The sequence below is a fragment of the Exiguobacterium sp. RIT452 genome, from assembly GCF_003598705.1.
In the GTDB taxonomy this organism is placed as follows: Bacteria; Bacillota; Bacilli; order Exiguobacteriales; family Exiguobacteriaceae; genus Exiguobacterium_A; species Exiguobacterium_A undae.
This window is the reverse complement of the sequence record NZ_QXJB01000005.1, coordinates 100230-113854: the sequence shown is the minus strand read 5'-3', so window position 1 is coordinate 113854 and position 13625 is coordinate 100230. Positions and strand designations below refer to the sequence as shown.

Below are 13625 nucleotides of genomic sequence, written 5' to 3'. Positions count from 1 at the left end.
CGCTCCTTTAGCTTTTAATCTGTCATCCTCTAAACAGACGAGAGAGTCGACAGGAATAGATGACGACAGGAACCCCTTTGAACACTGTTTCTTTTTCCCATTGTAACCCGTTTGCCCGGGCTACGTTTTGAGAAGACGTATTTTCCGGATGAATGATGGAAATCAACCGGTCATTGCCTCGCTCAAAGGCTTCACGCATCAAGCGGTTGGCGGCTTCGCGGCCATACCCGACTTTCCAATGGATCGGTGTTAACCAGTATCCGACTTCTAACTCCTCCACTCCATCCACTTCTTGAAGCACAAGACCGGCAAACCCGACAGCTTCTCGCGTTTCCTTTTTCTCTAACAGTAAAAAACCGGTTTGCCGTTCATCTTCATACCGTTCGAATTGTCGCTCAAACCAAATCTGAGCTTCTGCGTCATCCAACGCGACTCCACCGTTGATATAACGCATGACGAGTTCATTTTGGACAAGCGTTTTGTAAAATGGATAGTCTGCCTCTGAGAATGGCCGCATTCTTAACCGTTCACTTTCCATGTTAAATCCCCCTATCCTCATTTGAGCTGGTTCTTTATTTTTTTCCCCTTTTTTCTTTGATTCATGCTTCATCCCGTTGTGTTCTTTCAGAAAACACCACAGCGCTTGCATGACTATTCGATGACATTCTTCTAGAACGACTTGCTTTTTACCTGTCAACTCTGTATTTTGGGAACTGTATGTTGAACATCAAACACTGAATTAGTGTAAAATATATTTTGAGCGCTTTTTAGCTGAATGGAATTTATGAAAAAAGGACTGAGAAATGATGACTGAGCAATTATTGGCCGGATTATATGAAGGTATCGCAAAAGAAGCTGTTTTGATCAATGAACCATTAAAATATCATACGTACACAAAGATGGGTGGATTAGCGGACCTGTTCCTCATTCCGTCGACATACGAAGAAACAGCATTCGCTGTCCGATACGCGTACGAAAATGACCTCCCCTTGACGATGCTCGGAAACGGCTCGAATCTTGTCGTCCGCGACGGTGGGATTCGCGGTATCGTTCTGTCGTTCGAGAAACTAACCGATATTTCAGTCGAAGGACACGAGCTCGTTGCCCAGAGTGGAGCCGCGATTATTCAGGCTTCACGCGTGGCTTACGATCACGCCCTGAGTGGTCTGGAATTTGCGTGCGGTATCCCAGGCACGATCGGCGGCGCGCTCATCATGAATGCCGGTGCTTACGGCGGGGAAGTAAAAGATTGCCTCCACAGTGCAACCGTTCTGACACGTAAAGGCGAGCTGTTGAACATTTCACATGAAGAGCTTGAACTCGGATATCGGACAAGCTGTTTCTCGAAAAAAGAGTACATCATTTTAGAAGGCCGGTTTTCGCTTACAGAAGGTGATCCGACTTTAATCAAAGAGATGATGGACGATTTGACACATAAACGTGAAACGAAACAACCGCTCGAATATCCGTCTTGTGGCAGCGTCTTCAAACGTCCCGAAGGTTATTTTGCCGGGAAATTAATCCAAGACAGTGGTCTGCAAGGAGCGCGGATCGGCGGCGCCGAAGTCTCTCAAAAACATGCCGGCTTCATCGTCAACATCAAAGATGCGACGGCAACGGACTATATTTCACTCATTCGCCATGTGCAAGAAACCGTCCAAGAAAAGTTCGGTATCCTACTCGAACCTGAAGTAAAAATCATCGGCGAAGAATTGTAACCAACAACTTAAAAACAGGGAGTGGACAGATCGTATGATCCGTTCACTCCCTGTTTTCTTATGCAATGAGATCTTTAAATCGCCCAGTTTCCTTCACGCATGACGGGTTCACGTGTTCCGTCCGCCAGTTCGCCGTCAATCGACAAACCTGCTGAACCGATCATGAAGTCGACGTGGGTCATCGAATCGTTGGCACCTTGCTCGGCCAACTCTTCGTTTGATAAACTCGGTCCATTTTCAAGACACGTCGAGTACGCGCGACCGATGGCCAAGTGACAAGAAGCATTTTCATCAAACAACGTATTGTAGAATAAAATACCCGAGTCTGAAATTGGTGAATGATGTGGCACGAGGGCCACTTCACCGAGATAACGTGCGCCTTCATCCAGTGAAATCAACTCATCCAGCGCTGCCTGCCCTTGTTTCGCCTCGGCTTTGACAATCTTCCCGTCTTCAAACCATAACGTGAACTCATCAATCAAGTTTCCGCTGTAGCTGAGCGGTTTCGTACTCGAAACATGACCGTTGACACCCGTCTTGTTCGGTAACGTGAAGACTTCTTCCGTCGGCAGGTTCGCGATGAAGTCGACTCCGTCCGCGTTTGGACCACCGCCACCGAGCCACACATGACGTTCCGGTAATTCGATCGTCAATTCTGTTCCAGGTGAAGTGTAGTGTAATTTTTTATATTTCTTTTCTGTCAGGAAGGTCGCTTTTGTCCGCAAGTTGGCATCATGTTGTTCCCAAGCAGCGACTGGATTGTCTTGGTCGACACGTGTCGCCTTCAAGATAGCATCCCACAGCTCTTCTACTGCTCGTTCGGAGTCCGGGAATACCTTAGCCGCCCAAGCTTCTGACGGCGCAGCAATGACACACCAGCTGACGTTATCACTCATGACGAATTTACGCCAGTTGGCTAACGCGACACCTGCTGCTTTGTTCGCTCTTGCAATCCGGCTCGATTCGACTCCGTTCAATAAATCCGGATCTTCGCTGACGACGGATAAAAAGGCTGTTTTTTCTTCAGCCAACTGATCAAAACGGGCTGTCAGCCATTGCGGAAATACATCAAATGAATCTTCCGGTGCATCGAAGTAACGAATCTTCGTCATTTCGTCATCAGACCATTGGACGTAAACGTTTGACGCACCTACTTCGTAGGCAACACGTGTGATTTCACGGACGAGTGGTGCATTTTCGATTCCGGCACGAATTTCGAGTTGTTGGCCTGCTTGCAGGTTGACGCCTGTTCGTACCGCAAGTGCGGCATATTTTTTTAACTGTTCTTGAGTCGGCATTATGTAATCCCCTTTCAACTATTACTCTTATTTTCACGAAATAGTTGCAATTTTGCAAGAAATAAGGTGAAACTAGAGATATAGAAGGAGTGTTGATGATGGAATTTACACCAGGCGATTTTAAATCCGCGTATACCTATTTTCACCGGCAAGCATTAGCAGCTGTCGGTAATACACAAGCACAGGAAGATTTATTGATTCAAGGCGAACTCGGATTGGCACGATTGACGACTGATCTCGCGTCAGAAGACGGGTCGGATATCGAACGTGAAGCTGAACTCGTGCTCTATTTCCAACTCAAACAGTTGCTGGACATGTTACGCGCTTTATCTCACAAACGTTTCGAGATGCAACCTGAACAAGAACAACTCTTATTGACGGCAGTTCTCTATTTCACGTCTCCCGTTGATGCCTTACCGGATGAAAACATCTTAGGTTTGTTTGACGATGCTCAAATCGTCGAAGCCATCTACGAGGAACTGGCGGCGGACGTCGATCGTTTTCAGCACCTCGAATAAAGACAGCAGATTTTGGTCACTAAAGAACATGATTGCATACACACAGCAAAAAATGGACCCGACGGCTAACCGTCAGGTCCATTTTTGTATAGGCTTCATCGTCTGTACGATATTATGCTTTTTGTTTTGAAGCGATATTAATCGTTGCTGCTTGTTGATTTGATTGATCCACTTCTAATTTCGATTTGTTCAACCATGTGTAGACCATCCCCATGAAGACAGCTCCACCAACGATGTTACCGAGCAAGGCCGGAACTAGATTGTGGATTGCGCCGGCGAATGAGATCGCTTCAGGGTGTGGTACGACTAAAGCAAGTGAGAACAGAGCCATATTGGCAATAACGTGATCAAATCCAGAAGCAAAGAATACAGCTACCAAAATCATCATCATCATGATCTGAGCCAACTCATTTTTCATGTTTTTCGGAATGAAAATCGCTAGACAGACCATCCAGTTACAAAAGATGGCACGTGTGAAGATTTCCCATGTCGTATGGTGAATCTTCGTTTCGGACACTGCAAACAACCAGTTATTCATACCAAGTTCTTGGATGATGCCGGTTTGTGAAAACAGTAAGGCGAATGCCAGACCACCAAGACCGTTTCCGATGAAGCAAAGTGTCCATACTTTAAACGTATCCATTTTTGAAGTGAACCCACGCATCGTCGCTGTCGTAAAATACATCGTATTCCCCGTAAACAGCTCAGCTCCACCGTAAACAATTAAAACGAGGGCAACACCAAACGTCAATCCGCCAACAAGTGTCGTGACCGGTGATTCGTTTAAATATAAACCGTTGATTGCTTTAAGTGTAAATATGATTGCAAAACCAATGAAAACGCCTGCCAGCATCGCACGAACCAAATATTCGAGTGGACGCATCTGTAACATTTGCGTCGATTTGACGGCTTTTTTTCTTAATCCTTCTAATGCTTCTACCTCGTTCATCGTAGAAACCTCGCTTTCTCTTGTTCAACACTTCACAATGTCTGTTCATTTATTATCATACTTCCATCTTATAAGATGTTCAAGTGATGAATAGACCTTATTTACTGTTTTATTGAAAGAACGAGATGAAAACGATACCATTGTGTCAAGTTTGTGAAAAATGCTTTTTCTTGCTAGATACAACTACTTTTCAGGAATGATTTTTAAGGAATCCGCGAACTTTTCTAAAAATACCAACCGTCTTGAATCCACGAGAATGTAGTCTTCGACGACGACCCGATTGAAGCGGTCGGAGGACGAAGTGGCTCGATCAATGTCTTGCGGTGTGTAGGCTTCAATCCTGGGGCGATCTACGCTGAACACGATACGTGTGAACGGATCACTGTATTGAATCTCTAACTCCATCAGATCTGAAATGCTGAGAAAAAGAGCCAACGTATGATGCATGATCAACTTTGACAGTCGACTTTCCGAAAAAGATTGGCTGTCCCGTGTGATATTCTCCGTATTCACGCCTGTCCAATCAATGCGTTCCTGTCCGGTCACACGATAAGACACCTGGACGGAGGATCCGTCAATCGACACGTTGTCAAGCGCGTCTGAGAACGGAAGTTGTTTAATCAATTCCTGAATGGCAGCTGTATTCGATACCGATGTTCCGACATGTCGCACGACTACGCGACCATCTTTCCACCCCTCTTCTTCCGGAGGTTTTTCCTGTTTCAGGACAAACAAAGAACCACTCGACAGTCCAATCCCGATACAAAGGAGGACAAGGATGATTTTTTTCAAGATGACCGTCTCCCTTCTCGAAATTCCAAACGTTCTGCTGACCTTTTTCAAATCAGGGGTTGAATTTATCCGAATATCAGCGTACTCTTGCAGGCAGATACTTTTTTTAGAGGAGGAGCATGAGATTTCTCATCAATCACAATGAAAACTAAACAACCCGCAAAGAAAAAACGGACGGAAAAAATTGGCTTCCTCTTGATTGGAACGCTGTTGTACTCTTTATACATCAGCTTACTGTTATCACCAAACGATATCGGTTCGGGTGGTATCATGGGAATTACACTGATTGCACAAGAACTGTTTCACACACCAATCGGATTAACCCAGCTCGTATTAAACATCCCTCTCTTTTTACTCGGTTTTCGTTTCTTAAGAAAACGATTCATGTTTTTATCCGGAATCATTGTCCTTGTATCCTCTTTTTTAATCGATTGGATTCCGACACAAATTGTCCCTGAATCTCTAAATGACCCTCTTGTCGCCTCGATTTTTGCAGGACTCGTTTCCGGCCTTGCGATGGCCTTGATTTTCTTTGGTGGTGCCTCGACAGGCGGGCTTGATATCCTCGGGAAATTTTTCTATGCTCGTTTTCATAACTGGCCGCTTCCCCGTATATTTTTGATGCAAGACTTGGTGATTTATATTCTGGTCTGGTTCGTATTCGACTTGAAACACGTCATGTACGCTTTAATCATGAGCTTCGTTCGTGCCAAAGCACTCCAAACCGTCTACAGTTTCTATTCAGCCTCAAAACAGTGCATCATCATATGTGAAAAAGCAGATGAAATCAATGAAGTCATCACGAAAGAACTCGGTCGGGGCGTAACGATTCTTGATGCCCGTGGCGGGTACTCGAAACGGACAAAAAAGATGGTTTATGTCGTCGTACAAAACAACGAGATTCTCAAGCTCCAAGAGATCGTCTCTTCTGTTGAATCCAACGCTTTTGTGACTTTCTCAGAAATTCATACCGTTTTTGGAAACTACAAGGAACATTCGTATTCATTTTAATAATCCTTATGTACTTCTATCGTCGCAACTATGGGTTGCGACGGTTTTTTTGTGTATAATACGCAAGTCAGCAGAAAATGTTCCATATTTTTTGAAGAACTCTTCACTTTTTGGGAAATAGTGGTTAAGCTAATGACATGACGTTTTACTGAAAAAGGACGGATTACATGAATCAGCTTTGGCGCCAACGTATTGTTCTCATTCTTATTATCAGTCTGTTTGCTTCCATTCCATTAATCTATGCATTAGGCGGATACCAAACCATTTCGAAAATGACTGAAGGTATGCACACGCAAGATATTCCGACAATTCAACAAGTCGATCAATTAATTGAACATAACCGGGATCGGGCTAACGCTGTCCGAGGCCTCCTGCTGTATGAAGACGACCGGTACATCGAACAGTATTATTTTTCCACTTCAAAAGCTCATGATTTACGCCGATTGCTCAACGCTTCGAATCAAACGCCGGGAGCCGTCAAAGATTTACTGATGCGAAATGATGCGTGGGAAGCGGAAATCGAAAAAGTCTTTACCGTCTATGAACAAGATAATCCGCAGGCCGCCAAAAGATTGGCGAAGCAAACGACGCAAACGACCCAAACAATACTCGAGGATCTTTCGCAAATAAAAGACAAGTTATATGGTGAACTGGAGCAAAAACTGGAATTGACGACGGAGATGACGACAGAATACAAACGAATGTGCTTTAGTTTATCAATCTTAGCCTTTTTACTTGTTGCGACGACTATCATCGTCTTCCATCGCTCCAAAAACGCTTCTTAAAACAAAAAAACACGTATCGGATACGCCGTTTCTTTTCATGGCATATTCGATACGTGTTTTTTTTAGTGTGTTGCTTTACCTTCATTGACGTGCTCCATCGCCAAATGAACAAGAGAGGAGACATGGTAGTCATCAAGTGAATAATAGACAACTTTGCCTTCTTTTCTATATTTGACCAATCCTTGTTTCAACAAGGTCCGCAGATGGTGAGAAGCGGTTGCAATCGAACAGTCGACTGAAGCCGAGACGTCACAAACACACAGTTCATCCTCAACAGTTAAGGCGTACGCAATTCGTAACCGCGTCGCGTCTGATAAGACTTTAAACAGTTTTCCGATTTCAAGCGTCGGAATCGTATCGACGACCTGTTCAATTTCTTTGGCGCGTTTCGCATCAATGGCAATCGTTTCACAACGGGGTGCTTCCATTGTCATCACCTCTTTCCTTCCAATTGCACCACCGTTTTGTCTCAATTGCAAGCAAATGAAATCAAGCATGAGCTTTTGGTCAGAAGAGCTGAATCAACACTCTGTTTGCAACGAAGTCTGATGTCTTTACGAAATCATCGTTTATGGTGATTTCGTCTCGTGATCGAGTAAAAAAGCCAACCCCCTAAAAAATTTCCGATATCCCAGACAATTCGATTGTTATCGACGGCCCGGACGCCAATATCGATGATGCCTGTACTCGTCAACCGTTCCCGGTATCGTCTCCGCAACAGTTTGGGCAACGGCAGACGCAACATGACCCGGTAGTAAAGATCCAGATGGGTATGACCCCAAATCTCTGTCGCAATGGAGCTTGTTTGAATGAATAACGATCGTTTATACCGTTGTTGATATTTATTTTTTAACAGAACGGCTAATTGATAAGAATAACGATTGGGAAAAGGAAACAGTACTGCCCCTAAATGATATTTCCCACGATTATCGACCCGAATGATTTGTGGTTCGATTCTGTATCGAATCCACCGTCCCCGAAATCGAATAGACTGCCATTTCACGTACATCACCTCTCAGGTGATTATACCCTGTCTGAAACGCTCTGATGCACCTGTTTGGCGGCTTCTAGAAATTCTCTCGTCGCCCGTTCGACATCCGGTTGGGCAAATAACGCGGAGACGACGGCAAATCCATCCACCGCCGCCCCTACTTCTGAAACATTTTCCAGCGTGATGCCCCCGATCCCGACCAACGGAAGCTCAACCGCTTGCCGGATTGCATGCAATGTCTCTTTCGACATGAACGTCGCATCGTTTTTGGTTGCAGTCGGGAAAAGCGAACCGACACCAAGATAATCCGCCCCGTTTTGTTCCGCCGAGATGGCTTGTTCGACTGTCGAGACCGAGACACCGATTGTAGCGGTCGGCATGAGTCGACGGGCTTCGGATAACGGAATGTCTTCCTGCCCGATATGCAGTCCTGCCTGCACGAGCTGCGCGATATCGATCCGGTCATTGATGATAAGCGGAACCCTGTACCGGTCCGCGAGTGCTTTCAGTTGAGTGGCCGCTTCTAGAAATTCCTTTCCGGAGGCTTCTTTTTCCCGCAATTGAACGATCGTCGCCCCGCCCTTGATCGCCGCTTCCACTGCTTCGACCAGCCGGGGTCTGGATTGAAGACGTGGATCCGTCACGGCATACACTAAATAATCAGGCTTCATTAAAGTGCACCTCCCGGAGTGTCTCCTCTGTCATCAAGCTGACGGCATTAAACAAACCGGTCCGAAAATCACCGATTCCTTTTTTCTCATCCGCCTGCTCCCCGGCTTTCCCCATCAAATAGGTTCCTAAAGCAGCAGCTTCAAAACATGCATAACCAGTCCCTAACAGCGTCGCAATCAAAGAAGCTGTCATACATCCCGTCCCCGTCACTTGACCGAGCCGTTTCGTTCCAACATCAAGATGAAGCTCGTGCTGTCCGTCCGTCACGAAGTCAACCGGTCCTGTGACCACAATGACTTGATTGGATTCGGCCGCAAACACCCGGACTGCATGAAGATCAAGCGATTCTCCTTCGGCGACGTCGACTCCCTTTGTTGTCGTCGCCTGCCCAAGTAGCGTTTTGATTTCTGAAGCATTTCCTTTAATCACCGTAAATTGAATCTGTTGCAGCAATTCCTTCATAAAATCCGTTCGTAAAGTAGTCGCACCTGCTCCGACCGGATCCAAAATGATCGGTTTCCCTAAACGATTGGCGGTTTTACCTGCCAACAGTTGCGCCTTTCGCATCGCAGGATTCAGCGTTCCTGTATTGATCACGACGGCATCGGCAAGTGCCACCATCTCTTCAACTTCTAACAAATCGTCCGCCATGACAGGAGATCCGCCGAGTGCAAGTGTCATATTGGCACAATCATTGATGGTTACGGTATTCGTCAAATGATGGATCAATGGTTTTTTTTCCTCAATGGTTCGTAACATGATTTTCCCTCCAGAATTCATAAAAGTGATGCGTCGGTCCAATCCCGTGACCAAGCGCAAAACCATGACGAATCGCTTCCGTCACATACCGCTTGGCATGGGCTACACTGTCGGTAAGCGAGTCCCCTAACGCAAGGCGTGCTGCAATCGCAGCTGACAACGTACAGCCTGTCCCATGTGTATGCAGACGATCCAGACGCTCCTGCTCAAAGAAATGATGTTGACCTTGAGTGTATAAAAGATCCGTGGCTTGTTGCCCTTCCAAATGTCCGCCTTTCAGCAAGACGGCATCCACCCGTTGTTTAGACAGCTCGATTGTGGCCTGCCGCATCTCCTCGATCGATTGAACCGGATAACCGATCATCCGCTCGATTTCCGGAATATTGGGCGTCACGAGTGTCGCGAGCGGTAACAGTTCCTCCATCAATGCCTGCTTCGCATCCGTCTGCAGTAAATCGTGCCCGCCTTTCGCGACCATAACCGGATCTAAAATGATCGGAACGCGACAGTGCTTGAGTTGTTGCGCGATGACGTGGATGGTTTCTTGATTCGAGACCATCCCGATTTTGACGGCATCCACACGAATATCTGAAAAAATCGAGGTGAGTTGTGCCTCGACGAGCGCCGGCGACACATCTTCAACCGCCTGGACCCCCAACGTATTTTGGGCAGTGATTGCTGTAATGACACTCATACCGTAGACACCAAGGGCGGAGAATGTTTTTAAATCTGCCTGGATTCCCGCTCCACCACCAGAATCAGATCCTGCAATCGTCAGTACATGTTTCATATCGTTTCCTCACTTTCGTGTGAGCAAATCTAAGGAGAGAAAACGGACGACAAAACAAAAAGCGCCGTCCGCTGTAAAAAAGCAGACGACGCCATGAACGACCGGTTATACCGGACGATACTTTCATGTCTTCGATCTCAACTTTCCTACGCTGGTATTATCCAGTTCAGGTGACAGGGTCGAAAACAGAATGGTTTTCCTCTCAGCCGGACTCCTCCAGCTCCCCTAGTTGCTCGTAATAATATTCTTTTTCACTGTAGCACAGCCATAAAAAAAAAACGAGCCGAAGCCCGTTTTTAGAAATATCCGAGAGGATTGACCGTATTCGCCGGTCCTGTCGCACTATACTGGTATCCACCAACATGTAACTCAAAGTGAAGGTGTGGACCCGTTGAATTTCCTGTGCTTCCAAGTGTTCCAAGTGATTGTCCTTGTGATACGGTTTGACCCGCCCCAACAGATAACGAATTCATATGCGCATAAACCGTCGTATACACTTGTCCATCCAGGAAGTGTGAAATCATGACATGATTTCCGTATGGTCCGCCACTTCCGGCTGTAATGACTGTTCCTGCTGCTGCTGCGCGAATCGGCGACCCGACAGGACCACGGATGTCGACTCCATTATGGAATGTATACCCATTTACACCACTTGCTGGTCCGAATCCTTGTGAGACACCACCGGCTGCCGGTCGAATAAACTTCGCCGATCCAGCAGGCACACTGACGACAGGTGCAGGACTGTCTGCTTTTCCAGTCGACTTACGTGTCGTGTCAGCCGCTGTTTTTGAGGCTTGTTCAGCTGCTGCTTGTTCAGCCGCCGCTTTTTCTGCTGCCGCCTTTTCTGCTGCTGCTTTCGCTGCGGCTTTTGCTGCCGCAATGGCACGTTCCTGTGCTTCCAGTGTTGCCTGTAATTCTTTTGCATCGAGTAGCTCTGTCGTAAATTTCACTTTCCCTTTACGCAGCTTTTTCAACGTTGCACTTCGCTCTTTCATCTGCTGTTTCAACTGTTTCTTTTGAACAAGTAAAGCTTCTTTTTCTTGAACACGTTCTGCTTTTTTCGTAACAAGTTCAGCTTTTGCTTCAGCTAATTTTTCTTGTGTTTCCAAATACGACACGATCATCTTATCATCTTGTTCAGCGATCTTTTTTCCTGCCATGACACGACTGAACAGATCCCCTAAGTTTTTTGATCCAAAAATGACTTCTTCCCATTTAATTGAATTCCCATCATTTTCTTGAAGAACCCGTAACCGATCTCCGAGCAATTCCTCTTGCTTGGCTAACATTTCTTCATAACGAATAATCTCTTGTTCAAGATCTTCAATTTGCACATTCAACTGACGAATTTGCTTATTTTTTTCCGAAATCCGGAAGATGTTTTCATTAATCGCAGCATCAATTTTGTTAATTTCTTGTTGTTCGCTGGATATTTTAGCTTCCTGTTTTTTGATGGCTTTTTCCAACTTACGCTGTTCTGCTGCATTTTGCGATTTTTTCTCTTTAATCGTCGCAGCATTCGCTGAAATCGGTACACTTGTAAACAATAATGTTCCGAATAATACCGTTGAAAGTAATTTTTTTAACATGTATGGTTTCCTCACTTATGTATAAATTCTTATTTGAAAAGCATTTAATTCGAAGTATTTCTCTCTGAGATTGATTATATCACCGGGATAGTTTCAGTAACGTTTCATTTGTGTTTCAAGTGAAAACGTTTTTTTGTCATATTCACGTATGACAGTAAACCGCAAAAAAAAAGAAACCCTTGCCGAAGCAAGGATTCCTGTGGATTTTTATAACATAGACATTGGATTAACTGTATTTGCTGGACCGGAAGCACTGTAGCTGTATCCACCTACGTGAATCTCGAAGTGCAGGTGAGGACCTGTTGAATTCCCTGTGCTACCGAGGGCTCCAATTTGTTCCCCTTGACTGACACGTTGTCCTGCACGAGCATTTAATGAACTCATATGGGCATACACTGTCGTATACGTTTTTCCATTTAACTGGTGTGCGATCATGACGTGGTTTCCGTACGGTCCACCACTTGATGCTGTAATGACAGTCCCCGTTGCTGCTGCAACGATTGGTGTTCCGACGGGTGCACCAAAGTCAATTCCGTTGTGGAACGAGTAGCCGTTTGAACCATTCGCTGAACCATATCCTTGTGTGATTGATCCACTTGTTGGATGAATGAACAGAGAAGATGATGATGGAGCAGGTGCCGGTGCTGGTTCCGGTGTCGGTGTCGGTGCTGGCGTTGCTTTTGGTACTGTTACGGCTGGTGCAGATTGTTTCGTTGAACCTGTCGCAGGTGCCGACGATTTCTGATTCGCTTTAGCTTCAGCTGCTGCTTTTGCCGCCGCTGCTTCAGCCGCCTGTTGCTCTGCCGCTGCCGCTTGTGCCGCTTGAGCTTCCGCACGTGCTTTAGCTTCCCGTGCTGCTTGAGCTTGACGCTCTTTCTCGATTCGTGCTTCACGTTCGCGTGCTGCTTTTTCCGCTGCAATCGCTTGTTCCTGTGCAATCAAGATTTGTTGAACTTCTTTAGCGTCCATCAACTGTGTTTCAAATTTCTTTTTCTGTTTTCTGAGTTCTTTCAAACGTTGGTTACGTTCTTTGATCTGTTGTTCAAGTTCTGCTTGTTGACGTTTCAGTTCTTGTTTTTCTGTCACTAGTTTTGCTTTTTTATCCTTTAGCTCTTGTTGAGCAGCTGCTAATTTCTTCTGTGTGTTTTGGTAATCAGTGATCATCTTATCATCTTGTTGTGAAATCGATTTTCCTGCCAAAACACGGCTGACGAGATCGCCTACGTCCTTAGAACCGAAGATGACTTCTTCCCATTTAATTGAGTTTCCGTCATTTTCCTGCATGACGCGTAAACGGTCACCCAATAATTTTTCTTGTTTTTTCAGTTTTGCTTTATACTTCTCGATCTGTTTTCCCAGTTCAACAATTTCAGCTTCCGTTGCTTTAATTTGACGATCTTTTGCTTCAACGGCAAACATTTTTTCGTTTAATGCTTGATCTAAACGATTCACTTCTTGTTGTGTTTTTGAGATTTTTTGACCTTCTTGATTAACGGAGGATTCTAACTTTTTCTGAGTTTTAGAGTTTTCTTGTTGCTTTTGTTCGTTTTTGGCTTTTTGTTCACTTAAATCATCTGCTGATGCAAAATGAGGAGTTGATGAAAGGACAAGTGCGGAAACGATGAGCGACGCGAACGTTTTTTTCATGTAGTAATCCCTCTTTTTCTGTGTAGTTTATATAAGTAATTTAGTCGTTTTATTTAAATTTCATAATAGTTTTTAAAAATTATAAGAACGTTTTTGATTATAGCAT

At 45.2% G+C, this 13625-nt stretch carries 15 protein-coding genes and 1 riboswitch; of the genes, 4 read left to right on the top strand and 11 right to left on the bottom strand.

The window, feature by feature from the left end:
* Positions 1-22: 22 nt before the first annotated feature.
* On the bottom strand, positions 23-538 hold the full coding sequence (locus D3D03_RS12125) for a GNAT family N-acetyltransferase (RefSeq protein WP_119923698.1): 516 nt from the start codon (positions 536-538) through the stop codon (positions 23-25).
* Positions 539-803: 265 nt separating this feature from the next.
* Here D3D03_RS12125 and murB point away from each other — a divergent pair, with 265 nt between their 5' ends.
* Entirely contained in the window at positions 804-1718 is a 915-nt protein-coding gene (gene murB / locus D3D03_RS12120; protein ID WP_026833874.1) for a UDP-N-acetylmuramate dehydrogenase, read from the top strand.
* 74 nt (positions 1719-1792) lie between these two features.
* On the opposite strand, the gene D3D03_RS12115 is transcribed toward murB, so the two are convergent.
* Entirely contained in the window at positions 1793-3016 is a 1224-nt protein-coding gene (locus tag D3D03_RS12115; RefSeq protein WP_119923697.1) for an aminopeptidase, read from the bottom strand.
* Positions 3017-3114: 98 nt separating this feature from the next.
* Here D3D03_RS12115 and D3D03_RS12110 point away from each other — a divergent pair, with 98 nt between their 5' ends.
* A complete protein-coding gene (locus D3D03_RS12110; RefSeq protein WP_233550698.1) occupies positions 3115-3534 on the top strand; it encodes a DUF1232 domain-containing protein in 420 nt (139 codons plus the stop codon).
* 112 nt (positions 3535-3646) lie between these two features.
* On the opposite strand, the gene D3D03_RS12105 is transcribed toward D3D03_RS12110, so the two are convergent.
* Positions 3647-4483, bottom strand: a complete 837-nt coding sequence (locus tag D3D03_RS12105; RefSeq protein WP_026833877.1) for a formate/nitrite transporter family protein — start codon at positions 4481-4483, stop codon at positions 3647-3649.
* Positions 4484-4666: 183 nt separating this feature from the next.
* Positions 4667-5275, bottom strand: coding sequence for a hypothetical protein (locus D3D03_RS12100; protein WP_119923696.1), 609 nt, complete (start codon positions 5273-5275; stop codon positions 4667-4669).
* Positions 5276-5416: 141 nt separating this feature from the next.
* Between D3D03_RS12100 and D3D03_RS12095 the strand changes: the two genes are divergently transcribed.
* Positions 5417-6286: a YitT family protein gene (locus D3D03_RS12095; RefSeq protein ID WP_026833879.1), complete on the top strand. Its 870-nt coding sequence runs from the start codon at positions 5417-5419 to the stop codon at positions 6284-6286.
* A 167-nt stretch (positions 6287-6453) separates the two neighbouring features.
* Positions 6454-7071 carry a CHASE3 domain-containing protein gene (locus D3D03_RS12090; RefSeq protein ID WP_119923695.1) on the top strand — a complete coding sequence of 206 codons (618 nt, stop codon included), beginning with the start codon at positions 6454-6456 and terminating at the stop codon, positions 7069-7071.
* 62 nt (positions 7072-7133) lie between these two features.
* Here D3D03_RS12090 and D3D03_RS12085 read toward each other — a convergent pair whose 3' ends face one another.
* The 7 genes from D3D03_RS12085 to D3D03_RS12055 all read right to left on the bottom strand — a co-directional run bounded on the left by D3D03_RS12085 (position 7134) and on the right by D3D03_RS12055 (position 13519).
* Positions 7134-7499, bottom strand: coding sequence for an ArsR/SmtB family transcription factor (locus tag D3D03_RS12085; protein WP_026833881.1), 366 nt, complete (start codon positions 7497-7499; stop codon positions 7134-7136).
* 134 nt (positions 7500-7633) lie between these two features.
* Positions 7634-8074: a hypothetical protein gene (locus D3D03_RS12080; RefSeq protein ID WP_026833882.1), complete on the bottom strand. Its 441-nt coding sequence runs from the start codon at positions 8072-8074 to the stop codon at positions 7634-7636.
* Between the two features lie 20 nt (positions 8075-8094).
* A complete protein-coding gene (thiE, locus tag D3D03_RS12075) occupies positions 8095-8733 on the bottom strand; it encodes a thiamine phosphate synthase (protein ID WP_119923694.1) in 639 nt (212 codons plus the stop codon).
* Positions 8723-9493 (bottom strand): hydroxyethylthiazole kinase, encoded by a 771-nt coding sequence (thiM, locus tag D3D03_RS12070; protein ID WP_119923693.1) that lies wholly within the window; start codon positions 9491-9493, stop codon positions 8723-8725. Before thiM ends, thiE begins: the two co-directional genes overlap by 11 nt.
* Complete coding sequence (gene thiD / locus D3D03_RS12065; RefSeq protein ID WP_119923692.1) at positions 9477-10283, bottom strand: bifunctional hydroxymethylpyrimidine kinase/phosphomethylpyrimidine kinase; 807 nt, start codon at positions 10281-10283, stop codon at positions 9477-9479. Before thiD ends, thiM begins: the two co-directional genes overlap by 17 nt.
* 126 nt (positions 10284-10409) lie before the next feature.
* Positions 10410-10520, bottom strand: a riboswitch (TPP riboswitch).
* 59 nt (positions 10521-10579) lie between these two features.
* A complete protein-coding gene (locus D3D03_RS12060) occupies positions 10580-11872 on the bottom strand; it encodes a murein hydrolase activator EnvC family protein (protein WP_119923691.1) in 1293 nt (430 codons plus the stop codon).
* A 207-nt stretch (positions 11873-12079) separates the two neighbouring features.
* Positions 12080-13519 (bottom strand): murein hydrolase activator EnvC family protein, encoded by a 1440-nt coding sequence (locus D3D03_RS12055; RefSeq protein WP_119923690.1) that lies wholly within the window; start codon positions 13517-13519, stop codon positions 12080-12082.
* Between the last annotated feature and the right edge of the window lie 106 nt (positions 13520-13625).

Bases quoted from the DNA above. Each gene is read 5' to 3' on its own strand.
- D3D03_RS12125 (WP_119923698.1), bottom strand. From the start codon at position 538: ATGGAAAGTGAACGGTTAAGAATGCGGCCATTCTCAGAGGCAGACTAT.
- thiD (WP_119923692.1), bottom strand. From the start codon at position 10,283: ATGAAACATGTACTGACGATTGCAGGATCTGATTCTGGTGGTGGAGCG.
- D3D03_RS12115 (WP_119923697.1), bottom strand. From the start codon at position 3,016: ATGCCGACTCAAGAACAGTTAAAAAAATATGCCGCACTTGCGGTACGA.
- thiM (WP_119923693.1), bottom strand. From the start codon at position 9,493: ATGTTACGAACCATTGAGGAAAAAAAACCATTGATCCATCATTTGACG.
- D3D03_RS12105 (WP_026833877.1), bottom strand. From the start codon at position 4,483: ATGAACGAGGTAGAAGCATTAGAAGGATTAAGAAAAAAAGCCGTCAAA.
- D3D03_RS12110 (WP_233550698.1), top strand. From the start codon at position 3,115: ATGGAATTTACACCAGGCGATTTTAAATCCGCGTATACCTATTTTCAC.
- D3D03_RS12090 (WP_119923695.1), top strand. From the start codon at position 6,454: ATGAATCAGCTTTGGCGCCAACGTATTGTTCTCATTCTTATTATCAGT.
- D3D03_RS12060 (WP_119923691.1), bottom strand. From the start codon at position 11,872: ATGTTAAAAAAATTACTTTCAACGGTATTATTCGGAACATTATTGTTT.
- D3D03_RS12055 (WP_119923690.1), bottom strand. From the start codon at position 13,519: ATGAAAAAAACGTTCGCGTCGCTCATCGTTTCCGCACTTGTCCTTTCA.
- murB (WP_026833874.1), top strand. From the start codon at position 804: ATGATGACTGAGCAATTATTGGCCGGATTATATGAAGGTATCGCAAAA.
- D3D03_RS12085 (WP_026833881.1), bottom strand. From the start codon at position 7,499: ATGGAAGCACCCCGTTGTGAAACGATTGCCATTGATGCGAAACGCGCC.
- D3D03_RS12095 (WP_026833879.1), top strand. From the start codon at position 5,417: ATGAAAACTAAACAACCCGCAAAGAAAAAACGGACGGAAAAAATTGGC.
- thiE (WP_119923694.1), bottom strand. From the start codon at position 8,733: ATGAAGCCTGATTATTTAGTGTATGCCGTGACGGATCCACGTCTTCAA.